Genomic DNA, 15,975 nt, shown 5'->3' with positions numbered 1-15,975 from the left:
CATGCTGAACATCGGACTTTTGGGCTGTGGCCGGATCGGGCAGGTCCATGGCCGCTCGATTTCGCAGATCGCGGGCGCGCGCGTTGCCGCCGTCGCCGACGCCTTTGAGGCGCCTGCAAAGGCGCTGGCCGAAAAGACCGGCGCACAGGTCATGGAGGCCGCCGCGCTGATCGCCAGCGCCGAGGTCGATGCCGTGGTGATCGGAACGCCGACCGACACCCATTATGACCTGATCCATGCCGCCGCCGCGGCCGGCAAGGCGATCTTTTGTGAAAAGCCGGTGGACATGTCCGCCGACCGCATCCGCGACTGCATCAAGGCGGTCGAGGCTGCTGGCGTGCCCTTCATGACCGCCTTCAACCGCCGCTTTGACCCCAATTTTGCCAACGTCCAGGCGCGCATCGCCGCCGGGGAAATCGGCGCGGTCGAGATTGTGACGATCCAGTCGCGCGACCCCTCTCCGCCGCCGGTCAGCTATATCCAAAGCTCGGGCGGGTTGTTTCGCGACATGATGATCCATGACCTCGACATGGCCCGCTTCCTGCTGGGAGAAGAGCCGGTCAGCGTCTATGCGGTGGGCGCATCGCTGGTCGATCCCGAAATCGGCCGGGCTGGCGACGTGGACACGGCGGCGGTGACGCTGACCACCCAAAGCGGCCGGATCTGCCAGATCACCAATTCGCGCCGGGCCAGCTATGGCTATGACCAGCGGATCGAAGTGCACGGCGAAAAGGGCATGCTGCGCGCCGAGAACGTGCTGGAAAACACCGTCGAGATCGCCACCGCCTCTGGTTTCCGCAAGGCCCCGGCGCAGCATTTCTTTCTTGAACGCTATGACGCGGCCTATCGCGCCGAAATGGCGCATTTCGTGGACGCCGTGATCAACCAGCGGCCCGTCACACCCGGCATAACGGATGGGCTGCGCGCGCAGATCCTTGCGGACGCCGCAACGCTGTCCTTTGAAAAAGGGACGGTGATTGCCCTTGGCTGACGCCATCGGCCTTACAGCGCATAGGTGATCCCGCGCGGGCTGGCGGCATGGCTGCCGGTCCCCTATTTGCAGGCTGCGGGATCATAGCGGCACCTCTCGGGTGTGCTTGATCCGCCGTAGCGCAAAGATCGTCGATGTGCCCGCGACGCAGTCCAGTTCCAGCAGGCGGCGCATCAGGATGGATTCGAAATCGGCAATGTCGCGGACAACCATGTGCAGCATGTAATCCCATTCGCCGGTGACCGAGTACACCTCCATGATCGCCGGTTCCGCATCAATCGCGCGCTGAAAGGCGGCGCGGGCCTCGGCGTCCTGCGATTTCATCCGCACCTGGCAATAGACATCCATACCGCGCCCGACCTGCGCCGGGTCCACAAGCCGCACGGGCGGACCGATCACGCCGCGCTCTTCCAGCGCGCGGATACGGCGCCAGACCGTGGCGGCTGACGCATGCGTCGCCTCTGCCAGGTCAGCCACGCTGGCCGAGGCGTCGCGTTGCAGAATCGAAAGAAGTTTCGCTTCCGGCTGTGTGATCTGAGGTTTTTCGGTCATCTGGGCGCCACCTGTGAAAGGTTTCAATCAAATCATGCCCCGGGCGACCCAAGGTTGAAAGCCCTTTTCACGCGGCTCCGTGCAGGATGATCGCAAACCATCCGCATTCCAAGGAGGCCCGGCATGACCGACCAGACCCCGATCCTGCGCGACTACGCCCTTAGCGACCGGTACACCAAGACCCAAGGCCGCGTCTTCATGACTGGCACCCAGGCCATTGTCCGTATCGCGCTGGACCAGGCGCGGCGCGACAAGGCGCGCGGGCTGAACACGCGTGGCTATATCTCGGGCTACCGCGGATCGCCTGTCGGGGGCATCGACCTTGAGATCGGGCGCAATGCGCAGCTGGTGGCCGATGCCGGCGTGACCTTTCTGCCCGCGGTGAACGAGGAATTCGGCGCGACCCAGATGATCGGAACGCAGCAGGTCGAAACCGATCCGCACAAGACCTGCGAGGCGGTCTTTGGCCTGTGGTACGGCAAGGGGCCGGGGGTGGACCGGGCGGGGGATGCTCTCAAACACGGCAATGCCTACGGGGCGTCGCCGCAGGGGGGCGTTCTGGTGGTGGCGGGGGATGATCACGGCTGTGTGTCCTCGTCCATGTCGCACCAGTCAGACGTGGCCTTCATGAACTTTTTCATGCCGGTGTTGAACCCGGCGAACGTGGCCGAATTTCTGCCCTTCGCGGAATGGGGCTACGCGTTGTCGCGGTTTTCCGGCATGTGGGTGGGGTTCAAGGCGATTTCCGAAACCGTCGAATCCGGCATGTCCTTTGAACTGCCGCCGGACCGCGTCTTTGCCACGCCTGATTTCACGCCGCCTGCCGATGGCTTGCACTACCGCTGGCCCGACCTTCCCGGCCCGCAGATCGAGGCCCGGCTGGAACACAAGAAAGCGGCTGTTCTGGCCTTTGCCCGCGCCAACCCCATCGACCGCGCCGAATGGGGCCATGCCGCCCGCTTTGGCATCGTGACCACGGGCAAGGCGCACCTGGACGTGCTCGAGGCGCTGCGCCTGCTGGGCATCGACAGGGCCCGCGCCGCGGCGCTGGGCATCGACCTGTACAAGGTCGGCATGGTCTGGCCGCTGGAGCACAAGGGCGCGCTGGAGTTTGCCCAGGGCAAGGACGAACTGCTGGTCGTCGAGGAAAAGCGCGGCATCATCGAAAGCCAGCTCAAGGAATATTTCTATGACTTTCCGGGCCACAAACCGCACCGCATGGTCGGCAAACGGGACGAGACCGGCAAGCGGCTGATCCCATGGACGCAAGAGCTTGGCCCCGTGATGCTGGCCCGGCACATCGCCGACCGGCTTGACCGCAATGGCATCGACGCGGGCGTTGTCGATCTGGCCGCAAAGGTCACGCCCGAACCAAAACCGATCCAGGTGCCCGGCGCCACCCGGACCCCCTATTTCTGCTCGGGCTGCCCGCACAACAGTTCGACCAAGGTGCCTGACGGGTCCAAGGCCTTTGCCGGGATCGGGTGCCACTTCATGGCGTCCTGGATGGGGCGGAACACCACGTCGCTGATCCAGATGGGCGGAGAAGGGGTGAACTGGGTCGCGCGGTCGCAATTCAACGGAAACCGCCATATTTTCCAGAACCTCGGCGAAGGCACCTATTACCATTCAGGATCGCTTGCCATTCGTCAGGCGATTGCCGCCGGTACGAACATCACCTTCAAGATCCTGTTCAACGATGCGGTTGCCATGACCGGCGGGCAATCCGTGGATGGGCCGATTTCGGTCGAGGCGATCGCCAAATCGGTGCTTGCCGAAGGGGCGCGCAAGGTGGTCATCGTCTCGGACCAGCCGAAACGCTTTCGCCGTGCCCGCCTGCCGGGGGTCGATATCCACGATCGCAGCGCGCTGGACGCGGTGCAGCGCAGGTTGCGCGACATTCCCGGCACCACGGTCCTGATCTATCAACAGACCTGCGCCACGGAAAAACGCCGCCTGCGCAAACGGGGCCGCATGGAGGACCCGAAACGCTTTGCCGTGATCAACCCGCTTGTCTGCGAGGGTTGCGGCGATTGTTCGGTCGAATCCAACTGCCTCAGCGTCGAGCCGCTGGAAACCGAGTTCGGCCGCAAGCGCCGCATCAACCTGAACACCTGCAACAAGGACTTTACCTGCCTGAACGGGTTCTGCCCCAGCTTTGTCACCGTCGAGGGCGGGCGGTTGAAACCCGGGGCAGGCACGGGCCAGGCCGCCTATGACCGCCTGTCAAAACGTCTGACCACCCCGGACCTGCCTGCGCTGGACAAACCCTGGGACATCGTCGTGACGGGTGTTGGCGGAACTGGCGTGGTGACGGTTGGCCAGGTGATTGCCATGGCCGCGAACCTCGAAGGCAAGGCGGCCTCTGTTCTGGATTTCATGGGTTTTGCGCAGAAATTCGGACCGGTGATCAGCTATATCCGCATGGCCCGCGACGAAGGCGCGGTGAACCAGGTCAGGGTCGAACCGGCCTCGGCGGATGCGCTGATCGGCTGCGATATCGTGGTCAGTTCGTCGCCCAAGGCGTCGCAGACCTATCACGCCGGAACGCGCGCCGTGGTCAATACGGCCGTGATGCCGACAGGCGACATCGTGCAGAACTGCGACGCCGACCTGAATGCAGGCGCACGGCTGAACGCCATCGCAGCCGGGGTCGGTGCGTTGACGTCGCTGGACGCCAACGCCCTGTCCGAGGCGCTGCTGGGCGACACGGTCTTTGCCAACGTGATGATGCTGGGCGCGGCCTGGCAGGCGGGGCTGGTGCCGCTGTCACACGCGGCCCTGATGCGGGCCATCGACCTTAACGGTGTCAAACCGGACGACAACAAGCGCGCCTTTGGCTGGGGCCGCATGGCGACGCTGGACCGCGCCGCCGTCGAAGAGGTCGCCGGCCTGACTGCCGCCCCGGTGCAAACGCTGGACGAACGGATCGACCGCCGCGCCGCTTTCCTGACCGACTATCAGGACAAGGCCTGGGCCGACAGCTATCGCGCCGCCATCGCCCGTGTGCGTGCCGCCGAGGTCCGCGTCATGGGCGCGCCCGGTCCATTGACCGATGCCGCCGTGAAAGGGCTGTTCAAGGTCATGTCTTACAAGGACGAATACGAAGTCGCCCGCCTGCACACGCAAACCGGCTTTGCCGAGGGGCTCGCGGATCGGTTCGAGGGGCGGTTCACCATCCGGCACCACCTTGCCCCACCCATGCTGCCCGGAAAGGACGCGCGCGGCCGTCCGAAAAAGCGCAGCTTTGGCCCCTGGATCCGGCCTGTTATGGGTCTTTTGGCCAAGGGCAAGCGCCTGCGCGGCACGCCTTTCGATCCGTTTGGTCAGACGTCAGAGCGCCGAACAGAGCGCGCGTTGATCGCCGAATATCGCGCGGTTCTGGAGCTGCTGGCAGACACCTTGACGCCGGACAGCTTGCCAGGGGCCGTCCTTGCGGCGGGCTCTGTTCTTGAGGCACGGGGGTTCGGACCTGTCAAACAGGCCGCGACCGGGAAGGTCCGCCAAGAGCTGGCCGAGATCTTGAACAAGGGGCAGTTCTGACGACGGCTGGTGCATGATGTCCGCCTTGGTCTGGCGTCTGCTTTGGATCAACGGGAAAGCGGGTGTCCTCTTGTGGCCCCTGAACGCTGGTCTAGACCAGCCAACGCACTCTGGCGCTGCCGATCACGCCGCGGTGCTGCTGGCATCCGCCCCCTTGGAGGGGCGACACGTTTCCGGCCAAACTGGCCGGGCAGGGCGATTACGGCATAAGTCGTCATGGCTCGCCCTTCAAGCAATGAGCATTGGACGGAGCCGCCGAATTCAGCGGCTCCGCCAAAGCACCACTGCGCTGGCGCTTACTTGCCCGACAGCTGCTGCAGCGCACCGGCCCAGTCTTCGACGTGCCAGGACTTGACGATTTTGCCATCCTTCAGTTGGTGGATGTCGATGGTCATGATGTCAAAGCCTCGGCCCTGGCCGTCGACACCAAAGAAGGGGGCAACAGGGGTGCCCGACGCGCGGCTGCGTACGGTCACGAATTCACCGGCCTGGTGCATGTCTTGCACGGACCAGTTCAGGTCGGGGATCACTTTGCCAAAGCCACCGACCTGCCCGATAAAGGCATCGCGGGACTTGTTCTTGACCGAATAGTCGCCGACGCTGACCCAGTTTTCGTCGGTCGCGTCGACAAAGGCCGATACGTGGCTTTCCGAGCCGGGGTTGCTGAGCAGGTCGTAGAATGCGGTCACGGTTGCGGTGTCATCCGCAAAGGCACCGGTGGCCATGGTTGCAACGGCGGCCGAGGCAATAAGGGATTTGAGGGTCATGGCGTTTCCTTTGTCATGATGGTTTGTGGCTAAGTTCATCCGTCACGCTCCCATCGGGGGCGCGTTGGATCGGGTTGGGGTGGCGCGTTGCGCGGTCAGGCCGCTGCAGGCCGCCAATCCAAGTGCGGGTTTTCACGGAAGGCAAAGCGTTCGAGGTGGCTGGTGATCACAGCGATCGTCTTGTCGGTCCCGTCTTTGTCGGGGGCGGTGACCGTCAATCCAAGGCCGGCGGCATCAGCGTTCAGCGCGCAGTGTCCAAACGGCAGCTCAATCCGGCCTGATCCGGGTTCATGCGTGACCGGAACCTTGTGCCCAAAATGCTTGCAAAGCGTGCCCAGAAACCGTTCGGCGTTGTCCGTTTTGAAATATGTGCTCGCGTTCATGGAGGTGTTCCTTGTGTTGTAACGAACATCTATCCCTGCCGCATTGATCCGGGTATTCATCGAATGCGGAAGTGATAATTCGGACAGGCGGAACAATGATCGAGCATCTGCGGCACATGGCAATTTTTGCGCGGGTCGTCGACGAAGGCTCCTTTCGGGGCGCTGCCAAGGCCATAGGCCTGGCGCCGTCACGGGTGAGCGAGACGGTGTCTGATCTCGAAAACTTCCTTGGCGTGACCTTGCTCTACCGGACGACGCGCAAGATCGCCCTGACCAACGAGGGGCGCATGTTCTATGTCCGCGCGGCCGAGATGCTGCGCAGCGCGGAAAGCGGGTTGAACGAGCTCAACGCCCTGTCGCTGGAACCGGTGGGTGCGCTGCATGTGGCGATGCCGGCCTTTCTGGCGACCTCTGAACTGGCCACGGCCGTGGCGGACTTTGTCCTGCGTCACCCGCAGGTCGCCGTTTCGCTTCGCTTTTCTGACGGGCCTACGGATATTGTTGAGGATGGCCATGATGTGACCATCCGCGCCGGATGGCTTGAGGACAGTTCGATGATGTCGCGAAAGCTGGGTGAAAGCGAGCGGATCCTGGTGGCGGGCACGGGGTATGCCGCCGTCCGGCCGCGCCCTGCGCATCCGTCACAGATGGAGGACTGGGATTGGCTGCGGTACAAAAACCGGCCGGACCACACCACGCTGCACGGGCCAGGCGGCGAAACTGTAAAGGTTCTGGGGCAGTCCCGGCTTGAGCTCGACAGCATCGACGCGCTTTATCATTTCACTTGTCAGAACCTTGGCGCGACGGTCCTGCCCGAACATCTCGCCGCCCGTGGCGAGGCTGAGGGAAAATTGGCTCTGTTGCACAAATCGGCTGAACGCCGAGTTTCCCCTTTCCCCGGGCGGACTTATCCTACGACTTCCGTGACGGGCATGCCGAGCGCGGTGTAGCCGTTCAGGACGGCAATGCGGACCTGGAGTTCCGCGACCTGGCGGTCGAAGTCCCGCGCCATGAGCCGCTGGCCCAGCAACTTCATACAATGCATTTTTGTCTCGACGCGGCTTCGGCGGTGGTATCCGCTCCATCGTCGCCAGAGTGCGCGGCCCAGGTATTTCGCCGCGCGCAAGGCCTCGTTTCGCGCCACGGCTCCGGCGGTGATCGTCTTCCAGGGCTTCGCGTTTTTGCGGGGCGGGATGACGGCATGGGCGCCGCGATCTGCAATCGCATCGTGGCATTTGCGCGTGTCGTAGGCGCCATCAGCCGTGACGCTACCGATTTCCTGGTCCTGCGGGATTTGGTCGAGAAGGTCGGGTAGGATCGGCGCATCACCGATGTGGCTCCCGGTGATTTCGACGGCCCGAACCTCCAGCGTTTCCTCATCAATCCCCAAGTGGATCTTGCGCCAGACGCGGCGTTTAGGGCCGCCATGCTTGCGGGCGTGCCACTCGCCTTCGCCCTCGACCTTGATCCCGGTGCTGTCTATCAACAGGTGCAACGGCCCCTTGGAGCCGCGGTATGGGATGTTGACGGCCAAGGTCTTCTGGCGGCGAGATAGCGTGCTGAAGTCGGGCACCGTCCAGTTCAGACCGACCAGCTGCAGCAGGCTCTCGACGAACCCGGTCGTCTGCCGGAGCGCCATGCCGAACAGCACTTTCATCGAGAGGCACGTCTGTATGGCGGCGTCGCTATAGCTCTGCTGGCGGCCACGCCTGCCTGTCGGCACGGCATCCCAGATCATCTCAGGGTCGAACCAGATCGTCAGCGAGCCCCGGCGCTTGAGCGCTTCATTGTAGGCTGGCCAGTTTCTGGTCTTGTAGGTCGGGGGTATGGGTCTGCTCATGCATCCCAGCTACCACGCTGGATTCACGAGATGAATCCCTCACGCGATTTGTGCAACAGAGCCCCTGTAGCCCAAAAGGTGGTCTCCCTGTATCAAGAGCTGTACGCCATTGAACAGGAGATCGCTTGGTCCGATCATGAAACTCGAGCGAGGCTCAGGCAAGAACGCGCGGCGAGTGTCTTCGACCAGATTACAGACATCTGTCGAAGCACTCAGCAATCAGTTGAGCCAGCATCTCTACTTGGAAAAGCGATAGCTTACTTCCTGCGGCATGAAGCAGGTCTGCGGACGTACCTCACAGACGGTCGCATCGAAATCGATAACAATGCCGTAGAACGAGCCATCAGAAAGATTGCTCTGGTCAGAAAAAACAGCCAGTTTGCCGGGTCAGAGATGGCCGCAGACGTATGGATGTTGTTCGCAAGCCTTGTGGCGACATGTGAAGTAAATGATATCGATCCCAGACGATACCTGTTCTGGTTGTGCTTCAAGGCGTCTCAAAGTAAAGTGGACAACATCCCATTCGGAGAGTTGCTTCCTTGGCATTTTGCGGAAGCCGAAGCTCGTGGCGACAGAGATCATCTAAAGTTCATGGATTTTGTATCGGGACACACCGGTCCACGCTACCGTGATGTTAAACCGGGACGCAGTGAAGATCCGATAGATACATGACGGCCGGATGGATGTCCTAGACGAGAAGGAAGAGAGTCGAGTTGAAGCCGACGTCGATACCTGGGCGTGAACGGTCCATGGGATGGAACCAGTTCAACTCAGGCATTAGTCGCCACGGCTCTCGATACGTGATGGAACCGATAGGAAGTCCAGTTCATCGACTCTGTCCAAAATACCAGCTGGTTCGGGTTGCCCGTGCCATTAGGCAACCCGAGGAATATTCAGGTGGGACCATGCGGTCGCCAGTGGTCGCCTCAAGCAGGCGATCACTCGCGCACACGTTTACATGATGCTTGAACCGTCTGACTTGCGAATTGGTCGCACCTTTCCTGGCGTTTCACGACTACGGCCCTAGTAGCTCCGAGGCTCCGTCTGCCATCAACTCCGGTCATTGCCTCTTTCAACCAAATTCTGATTGCTCGCCATGGTATTTCAGCGCTTGTGAACTGATTACGCGCGCAGGACGTCAGGATGTGCGTCAGCCTTACAAAGGCATGTACTCGGCGTACCTGGTAGCGGCTCCGGCTAAGCCGCGTCAGGCGGGTGCGTGTCGTACCACCGTTTGGGGCCCAGCCTACTATTGGCATGCGTCCTGTTTGCAAGGCCCCTGCCCACAACGAATCTCTACGATGTCAAAGAGCGTGAATGTGTCGCTCACCAATGTAAATCGGGATGTTGTCGTCGGCTACTGGAGCCCTCAGGGTCTTGTTGCACCGCTTACTGCACAAATCGCGTGAGGGATTCATCTCGTGAATCCAGCGTGGTAGCTGGGATGCATGAGCAGACCCATACCCCCGACCTACAAGACCAGAAACTGGCCAGCCTACAATGAAGCGCTCAAGCGCCGGGGCTCGCTGACGATCTGGTTCGACCCTGAGATGATCTGGGATGCCGTGCCGACAGGCAGGCGTGGCCGCCAGCAGAGCTATAGCGACGCCGCCATACAGACGTGCCTCTCGATGAAAGTGCTGTTCGGCATGGCGCTCCGGCAGACGACCGGGTTCGTCGAGAGCCTGCTGCAGCTGGTCGGTCTGAACTGGACGGTGCCCGACTTCAGCACGCTATCTCGCCGCCAGAAGACCTTGGCCGTCAACATCCCATACCGCGGCTCCAAGGGGCCGTTGCACCTGTTGATAGACAGCACCGGGATCAAGGTCGAGGGCGAAGGCGAGTGGCACGCCCGCAAGCATGGCGGCCCTAAACGCCGCGTCTGGCGCAAGATCCACTTGGGGATTGATGAGGAAACGCTGGAGGTTCGGGCCGTCGAAATCACCGGGAGCCACATCGGTGATGCGCCGATCCTACCCGACCTTCTCGACCAAATCCCGCAGGACCAGGAAATCGGTAGCGTCACGGCTGATGGCGCCTACGACACGCGCAAATGCCACGATGCGATTGCAGATCGCGGCGCCCATGCCGTCATCCCGCCCCGCAAAAACGCGAAGCCCTGGAAGACGATCACCGCCGGAGCCGTGGCGCGAAACGAGGCCTTGCGCGCGGCGAAATACCTGGGCCGCGCACTCTGGCGACGATGGAGCGGATACCACCGCCGAAGCCGCGTCGAGACAAAAATGCATTGTATGAAGTTGCTGGGCCAGCGGCTCATGGCGCGGGACTTCGACCGCCAGGTCGCGGAACTCCAGGTCCGCATTGCCGTCCTGAACGGCTACACCGCGCTCGGCATGCCCGTCACGGAAGTCGTAGGATAAGTCCGCCCGGGGAAAGGGGAAACTCGGCGTTCAGCCGATTTGTGCAACAGAGCCCAATCACGCCTTCAGGTCAGGCGGCCGTGGCAATGTTTGAACTTGTTCCCCGATCCGCAGGGGCAGGGGTCGTTGCGGCCGGGGTTGCCCCAGGTGTCCGGGTTGGTTTCGTCAAAACCATCCACCAGCGGAGCCGCTTCGGTGGAATCCTCGGCGGTGGGCAGAACCGGTTCGTGGGCGGCTTGGGCCTGCTGCGCGGCTTGCTGCAACTTGGCCTGCTGCTGGGCAAGCTGTTGCATCATTGCGCGCTGCTCTTCCTCGGTCATCGGGCGGACCTGGCTCAGCTGGGTGGTGACCTGTTCGCGCAGACCTTCCAGAAGACCTTCGAACAGCTGGAACGCCTCGGTCTTGTATTCGTTCAGCGGGTCACGCTGGGCATAGCCGCGGAAGCCTACGACCGAACGCAGGTGTTCGAGCGTCAACAGATGTTCGCGCCATTTGGCGTCGATGGTCTGCAACAGAACCTGCTTTTCGATCTGGCGCATGGTGTCGGGGCCAAAGGCCTCGGCCTTTTCGGCCATCAGCTTGTCTGACGCGTCCTCAAGCCGCTCGCGGATCACGTCCTGATCGACTCCGTCCTCTTCGGCCCAGCCCATGACCGGCACGTCGATCCCCAGTTTTTCGATGCAGGCGGCATAAAGCCCCTGAACGTTCCACTGATCGGCATAGGCCTTGGGCGGCGCGTAGGTGTCGACCAGGTCGTCGATAACCTCATGACGCATGTCCTGCACGATTTCCGACAGGTCCTTGGCTTCCATGATTTCGCGGCGCTGGGAAAAGATCACCTTGCGCTGATCGTTCATCACGTCGTCGAATTTCAGCAGCTGCTTGCGGATGTCAAAGTTGCGGCCTTCGACCTTGGCCTGCGCGCGTTCCAGCGATTTGTTCACCCAGGGGTGAACGATCGCTTCGCCCTCTTTCATGCCAAGGGTCGACAGCACCTTTTCCAGACGTTCCGAGCCGAAGATGCGCATCAGGTCATCTTCGAGCGACAGATAGAACGAGGAACGGCCCGGGTCACCCTGACGGCCCGAACGGCCGCGCAGCTGGTTGTCGATGCGGCGGCTTTCGTGGCGTTCCGTGGCCAGGACATACAGCCCGCCAGCGTCCTTGACCGCCTGTTCGTCGGCCTTGTGCTCGGTCTCGATACGTTCGCGGATCGCCTCGGGGTCGCCGTCGGGATCGGCGGCGATGGCCTCCATGATCTTGAATTCGACGTTGCCGCCCAATTTGATGTCGGTGCCGCGACCGGCCATGTTGGTGGCAATGGTCACCGCGCCCAGCTTGCCGGCGTCGGCGACGATCTGCGCCTCCTGCTCGTGCTGGCGGGCGTTCAGGACGTTGTGCTTGTGACCGGCGGCCGTCAGCATCTGCGACAGCATTTCGGACTTTTCGATCGAGGTGGTGCCGACCAGAACCGGTTGGCCCTTGGCATGCGACTCGCCGATCTGCTTGACGATAGCCTCGTATTTTTCGCGGGCGGTGCGATAGACCGCGTCGTCATCGTCGATCCGCGCGATGGGGCGGTTGGTCGGAACCTCGACAACGCCAAGGCCATAGATTTCCATGAATTCCTCGGCCTCGGTCACGGCGGTGCCGGTCATGCCGCCCAGCTTGTCATACAAGCGGAAGTAGTTCTGGAAGGTCACCGAGGCCAGCGTCACGTTTTCGGGCTGGATCTGGCAGCCTTCCTTGGCTTCGATGGCCTGGTGCAGGCCGTCGGACAGGCGGCGCCCGGCCATCATGCGGCCGGTGAATTCGTCGATCAGCACCACTTCGCCGTCGCGGACGATGTAATCCTTGTCCTTGGTGAACAGCTTGTGCGCGCGCAGACCCTGGTTGACGTGGTGCACGATGGTCGTGCTTTCGGGGTCATACAGCGTCTGGCCTTCGGGCAGCATGCCGCGGGCGCGCAGGTTCTGTTCCAGGAATTCGTTGCCTTCGTCGGTAAAGGTCACGTTCCGGGTCTTTTCATCCAGCGAAAAATGCTCGTCCGTCAGGTCGGGGATCAGCTTGTCGATGCCGACATACAGTTCGGACCGGTCATCGGCGGGGCCGGAAATGATCAGGGGGGTCCGCGCTTCGTCGATCAGGATCGAGTCCACCTCGTCGACGATGGCAAAATAGTGGTCCTTTTGATTGATCTGGCTCAGCTCGGACTTCATGTTGTCGCGCAGATAATCAAAACCCAGCTCGTTGTTGGTGGCATAGGTGATGTCGGACGCATAGGCGGCCTTTTTCTCGTCGTCGGGCTGGCGCGGATAGACGACGCCGGTGGTCATGCCAAGGGCGCCATAGACCTTGCTCATCCATTCGGCGTCGCGCTTGGCCAGGTAGTCGTTGACCGTGACGATATGCACGCCGCGCCCGGTCAGGGCGTTCAGATAGGCCGGGAAGGTGGCGACCAGGGTCTTGCCTTCGCCGGTCTTCATTTCGGCGATGTTGCCTTGATGCAGAAAGATCCCGCCCATCAGCTGCGTGTCAAAGGCCCGCAGTCCCAGGGCGCGCTTGGCGGCCTCGCGGCAGTTGGCAAAGGCTTCGGGCAATAGGGCGTCCAGGCTTTCGCCCTCGGCGACGCGCTTCTTGAATTCTTCGGTCTTGGCGATCAGACCTGCGTCGTCCAGCTTTTCGAAATCGGACTCCAGCGCGCTGATCTTTTCGACCAGAGGGCGGGTTGCCTTGATCTTGCGATCATTCGGGGTGCCGAACACCTTGCGCGCGATTTTTCCCAGCATGCCTGTCGTACCTGTTCCCATCTTCGTGTGCGGCATCTGCTTGCCCGCCTCGCACACAGCCCATATGAAACAGGGGAACGACCGGCCACGCAGAGCCTTTTGCGCATGTAAGGGGCGGGCCGCAGAGTGTCAACGCCGCCCGTGTCGCGGCCATGTCTGGAAGGACAAAACGATGTCAAAAACCCTCATGAACCTGAGCGCCGCCGCCTTTGCGGTCATGGCGGCCCTGCCTGCCTGGTCCGAGGAGATTTCCGCCGAAACCGTGATTGCCACCGTTGGCGATACCAAGATTACGCTGGGTCACATGATCATGGTGCGTTCGGGCCTGCCCGAGCAGTACCAGCAATTGCCCGCAGACGTGCTGTGGGACGGCATTCTGGACCAGCTGATCCAGCAAGAGGCCATGGCCCAGGACGACCTGGCCAAGGAAACGCTGCGTGTGCGTCTTGCCATGGAAAACGAACGCCGGTCCCTGCTGGCCGCCGAGGCGATCACCGTCGTGGCCGATCAGGCCGTGACCGATGAGGCCATCCAGGCCGCCTATCAGGCGAACTATGTCGATGGCGTGAAGGGCAAGGAATACAACGCCTCGCACATCCTGGTCGAAACCGAAGAAGAGGCCGCCGCCATCCTGGCCGAGGTCAAGGGCGGCGCCGATTTCGCGGAAACCGCCAAGGCAAAGTCGACCGGCCCGTCCGGCCCCAATGGCGGCGCACTGGGCTGGTTCAGCGCCGGGATGATGGTCGAACCCTTCCAGATTGCCGTCGAAAGCCTGGAAAATGGCGACATCACCGGCCCTGTCCAGACGCAATTCGGCTGGCATGTGATCAAGTTGAATGAAACCCGCGTCATGGCCGCCCCCGAACTGGAGGCCGTCCGCGAGGAAATCATCGGCACGCTGCAGCAGGACGCGGTCAGCGGTTATATTGACGGGCTGGTCGAAAAGGCCGAAGTCTCGAAGATGGACAAGGCAGAGGTCGATCCGTCGATTCTGACCAACACTGAGCTGCTGGAGGACTAAGTGGCAAAACCTGCACCCGTATCGCCCCTCGCACCGGAGAGTTTTCCGGCGCTTCCCGTCATCAAGGGCGTGCGTTTTGCCGCCGTCGAAGCGGGGGTGCGCTATCAAGGGCGCACCGATGTCATGCTTGCACTGCTTGATCCGGGCAGCGTGATGGCGGGGGTCTTTACCCGCTCTGCCACCCGCTCCGCCCCGGTGCTGGACTGCCAGGCCAAGATAGGCGCCGACAGCGATGCCGGCGCCGCGATCATCGTGAACTCGGGCAACTCGAACGCCTTTACCGGCAAGAACGGTGTCCTGTCCACGCAGGCAGTCACCGAAGCCACGGCGAAGGCCTGTGGCTTGCCTGCCGCGCGGGTCTTTTCGTCGTCGACCGGGGTGATCGGCGAGCCGCTGAAACACGACCGGATCATCGCCAAGCTGGACGAACTGAACGCCAAGCTGGACGAAAACGGCATGCAGGCCGCCGCACGGGCGATCATGACCACGGACACCTTTCCCAAGGGCGCCATGGCGGAAATCGAGGTAGGCGGGAAAACCGTGCGCATCGCCGGGATCGCCAAGGGTTCGGGGATGATTGCCCCGGACATGGCAACGATGCTGGTCTACATCTTTACCGATGCCAAGATCGCCCGCGCCGACCTGCAGGCCATCGTCAGCCGGTTGAACGACAAGACCTTCAACTGCATCACCGTGGACAGCGATACCTCGACCTCGGACACGCTGCTGATGGGGGCCACCGGGGCCTCGGGCGTCGATGTCACCGGGAATGCGGCGTTCGAGGCAGCGCTGAGCGACGTCATGCAGGACCTGGCGCATCAGGTGGTCAAGGATGGCGAGGGCGCGACCAAGTTCGTCACCGTCAACGTCACCGGCGCGGCCAGTGACGCAGATGCCCGCACCCATGCCCTGTCGATCGCCAATTCGCCGCTGGTGAAGACCGCCATCGCCGGCGAAGACCCCAACTGGGGCCGGATCGTCATGGCGGTTGGCAAATCCGGTGCGGCAGCGGATCGCGACACCCTGTCGATCAGCTTTGGCGACGTGCTTGTGGCGGAAAAGGGCTGGGTTGCGGAAAGCTACCGCGAAGAGGCAGGCGCCGCCCTGATGAAAAAGCCCGAGATCACCATCAACGTCGATATCGGGATAGGGCAGGGCAAGGCGACGGTCTGGACCTGTGACCTGACGCACGGCTACATCACGATCAACGCCGATTATCGGTCGTAACCCGAAAATCCCGGCAAGGGCGGGGGCAATTCCCCTGGCCTTGCCGACAATGAAACGAGCACGCCCATGAAAATCATCCTTGTGTCCGCGGTTGCGTTGATCGATCCGGACGGCCGTGTGCTGTTGGCGCAGCGGCCCGAAGGCAAATCCATGGCCGGGCTGTGGGAATTCCCCGGCGGCAAGGTCGAGCAGGGCGAAAGCCCCGAACATGCCCTGATCCGCGAATTGCACGAAGAGCTGGGCATCGACACCTGGGCCAGTTGCCTTGCGCCGCTGACCTTTGCCTCGCACAGCTATGACGATTTTCACTTGCTGATGCCGCTGTTTGCCTGCCGCAAGTGGCAGGGCATTCCGCAGCCCCGCGAAGGGCAGACCCTGAAATGGGTCGCGCCAGCGCAGCTGAGGGACTATCCGATGCCGCCTGCCGACATTCCGCTGATTCCCATCCTACGCGACTGGCTGTAAGACGCCCCCGCCAGGT

Annotated in this window: 13 protein-coding genes; 8 read left to right on the top strand and 5 right to left on the bottom strand. The window is 62.3% G+C overall.

Annotated features, from left to right (window positions below; translation table 11 throughout):
- Position 1: 1 nt before the first annotated feature.
- Positions 2 to 991 (top strand): inositol 2-dehydrogenase, encoded by a 990-nt coding sequence (gene iolG, locus QF118_RS01860; RefSeq protein WP_282300941.1) that lies wholly within the window; start codon positions 2 to 4, stop codon positions 989 to 991.
- A gap of 81 nt (positions 992 to 1,072) precedes the next feature.
- Here iolG and QF118_RS01855 read toward each other — a convergent pair whose 3' ends face one another.
- Positions 1,073 to 1,543 (bottom strand): Lrp/AsnC family transcriptional regulator, encoded by a 471-nt coding sequence (locus tag QF118_RS01855; protein WP_282300940.1) that lies wholly within the window; start codon positions 1,541 to 1,543, stop codon positions 1,073 to 1,075.
- 123 nt (positions 1,544 to 1,666) lie between these two features.
- Between QF118_RS01855 and QF118_RS01850 the strand changes: the two genes are divergently transcribed.
- Positions 1,667 to 5,086 carry an indolepyruvate ferredoxin oxidoreductase family protein gene (locus tag QF118_RS01850; RefSeq protein WP_282300939.1) on the top strand — a complete coding sequence of 1,140 codons (3,420 nt, stop codon included), beginning with the start codon at positions 1,667 to 1,669 and terminating at the stop codon, positions 5,084 to 5,086.
- A gap of 296 nt (positions 5,087 to 5,382) precedes the next feature.
- Here QF118_RS01850 and QF118_RS01845 read toward each other — a convergent pair whose 3' ends face one another.
- Together QF118_RS01845 and QF118_RS01840 are read right to left on the bottom strand one after the other, a co-directional pair.
- The gene (locus QF118_RS01845; protein WP_282300938.1) at positions 5,383 to 5,853 is read right to left on the bottom strand and encodes an ester cyclase; all 471 of its coding nucleotides are present in this window, start codon (positions 5,851 to 5,853) and stop codon (positions 5,383 to 5,385) included.
- 95 nt (positions 5,854 to 5,948) lie between these two features.
- A complete protein-coding gene (locus tag QF118_RS01840) occupies positions 5,949 to 6,296 on the bottom strand; it encodes a DUF2218 domain-containing protein (RefSeq protein WP_282300937.1) in 348 nt (115 codons plus the stop codon).
- A 35-nt stretch (positions 6,297 to 6,331) separates the two neighbouring features.
- On the opposite strand from QF118_RS01840, the gene QF118_RS01835 reads away from it, so the two are divergent.
- Positions 6,332 to 7,186 carry a LysR substrate-binding domain-containing protein gene (locus QF118_RS01835; RefSeq protein WP_282300936.1) on the top strand — a complete coding sequence of 285 codons (855 nt, stop codon included), beginning with the start codon at positions 6,332 to 6,334 and terminating at the stop codon, positions 7,184 to 7,186.
- Here QF118_RS01835 and QF118_RS01830 read toward each other — a convergent pair.
- Positions 7,144 to 8,076 carry an IS5 family transposase gene (locus QF118_RS01830; protein ID WP_282299042.1) on the bottom strand — a complete coding sequence of 311 codons (933 nt, stop codon included), beginning with the start codon at positions 8,074 to 8,076 and terminating at the stop codon, positions 7,144 to 7,146. The two genes, QF118_RS01835 and QF118_RS01830, sit on opposite strands and share 43 nt — an antisense overlap.
- A gap of 30 nt (positions 8,077 to 8,106) precedes the next feature.
- On the opposite strand from QF118_RS01830, the gene QF118_RS01825 reads away from it, so the two are divergent.
- On the top strand, positions 8,107 to 8,748 hold the full coding sequence (locus tag QF118_RS01825) for an IS66 family transposase (RefSeq protein WP_282300935.1): 642 nt from the start codon (positions 8,107 to 8,109) through the stop codon (positions 8,746 to 8,748).
- A 776-nt stretch (positions 8,749 to 9,524) separates the two neighbouring features.
- Positions 9,525 to 10,457 (top strand): IS5 family transposase, encoded by a 933-nt coding sequence (locus QF118_RS01820; RefSeq protein ID WP_282299042.1) that lies wholly within the window; start codon positions 9,525 to 9,527, stop codon positions 10,455 to 10,457.
- A gap of 65 nt (positions 10,458 to 10,522) precedes the next feature.
- On the opposite strand, the gene secA is transcribed toward QF118_RS01820, so the two are convergent.
- Complete coding sequence (secA, locus tag QF118_RS01815; protein WP_282300933.1) at positions 10,523 to 13,246, bottom strand: preprotein translocase subunit SecA; 2,724 nt, start codon at positions 13,244 to 13,246, stop codon at positions 10,523 to 10,525.
- Positions 13,247 to 13,418: 172 nt separating this feature from the next.
- On the opposite strand from secA, the gene QF118_RS01810 reads away from it, so the two are divergent.
- From QF118_RS01810 to QF118_RS01800, 3 genes are all read left to right on the top strand, one after another.
- On the top strand, positions 13,419 to 14,267 hold the full coding sequence (locus tag QF118_RS01810; protein ID WP_282300932.1) for a peptidylprolyl isomerase: 849 nt from the start codon (positions 13,419 to 13,421) through the stop codon (positions 14,265 to 14,267).
- Positions 14,268 to 15,494, top strand: coding sequence for a bifunctional glutamate N-acetyltransferase/amino-acid acetyltransferase ArgJ (gene argJ, locus QF118_RS01805; RefSeq protein WP_282300931.1), 1,227 nt, complete (start codon positions 14,268 to 14,270; stop codon positions 15,492 to 15,494).
- Between the two features lie 66 nt (positions 15,495 to 15,560).
- Positions 15,561 to 15,959, top strand: a complete 399-nt coding sequence (locus QF118_RS01800; RefSeq protein WP_282300930.1) for a (deoxy)nucleoside triphosphate pyrophosphohydrolase — start codon at positions 15,561 to 15,563, stop codon at positions 15,957 to 15,959.
- Positions 15,960 to 15,975: the final 16 nt, after the last annotated feature.

The sequence above is a fragment of the Tropicibacter oceani genome (assembly GCF_029958925.1).
Taxonomy (GTDB): domain Bacteria; phylum Pseudomonadota; class Alphaproteobacteria; order Rhodobacterales; family Rhodobacteraceae; genus Pacificoceanicola; species Pacificoceanicola oceani.
The sequence above is the reverse complement of the archived record's forward strand: the minus strand, read 5'-3'. Positions and strand labels throughout refer to the sequence as shown.

Bases quoted from the DNA above. Each gene is read 5' to 3' on its own strand.
- QF118_RS01825 (WP_282300935.1), top strand. From the start codon at position 8,107: ATGAATCCCTCACGCGATTTGTGCAACAGAGCCCCTGTAGCCCAAAAG.
- QF118_RS01810 (WP_282300932.1), top strand. From the start codon at position 13,419: ATGTCAAAAACCCTCATGAACCTGAGCGCCGCCGCCTTTGCGGTCATG.
- QF118_RS01845 (WP_282300938.1), bottom strand. From the start codon at position 5,853: ATGACCCTCAAATCCCTTATTGCCTCGGCCGCCGTTGCAACCATGGCC.
- secA (WP_282300933.1), bottom strand. From the start codon at position 13,246: ATGCTGGGAAAAATCGCGCGCAAGGTGTTCGGCACCCCGAATGATCGC.
- iolG (WP_282300941.1), top strand. From the start codon at position 2: ATGCTGAACATCGGACTTTTGGGCTGTGGCCGGATCGGGCAGGTCCAT.
- QF118_RS01840 (WP_282300937.1), bottom strand. From the start codon at position 6,296: ATGAATACCCGGATCAATGCGGCAGGGATAGATGTTCGTTACAACACA.
- QF118_RS01800 (WP_282300930.1), top strand. From the start codon at position 15,561: ATGAAAATCATCCTTGTGTCCGCGGTTGCGTTGATCGATCCGGACGGC.
- QF118_RS01850 (WP_282300939.1), top strand. From the start codon at position 1,667: ATGACCGACCAGACCCCGATCCTGCGCGACTACGCCCTTAGCGACCGG.
- QF118_RS01835 (WP_282300936.1), top strand. From the start codon at position 6,332: ATGATCGAGCATCTGCGGCACATGGCAATTTTTGCGCGGGTCGTCGAC.
- QF118_RS01830 (WP_282299042.1), bottom strand. From the start codon at position 8,076: ATGAGCAGACCCATACCCCCGACCTACAAGACCAGAAACTGGCCAGCC.
- QF118_RS01820 (WP_282299042.1), top strand. From the start codon at position 9,525: ATGAGCAGACCCATACCCCCGACCTACAAGACCAGAAACTGGCCAGCC.
- QF118_RS01855 (WP_282300940.1), bottom strand. From the start codon at position 1,543: ATGACCGAAAAACCTCAGATCACACAGCCGGAAGCGAAACTTCTTTCG.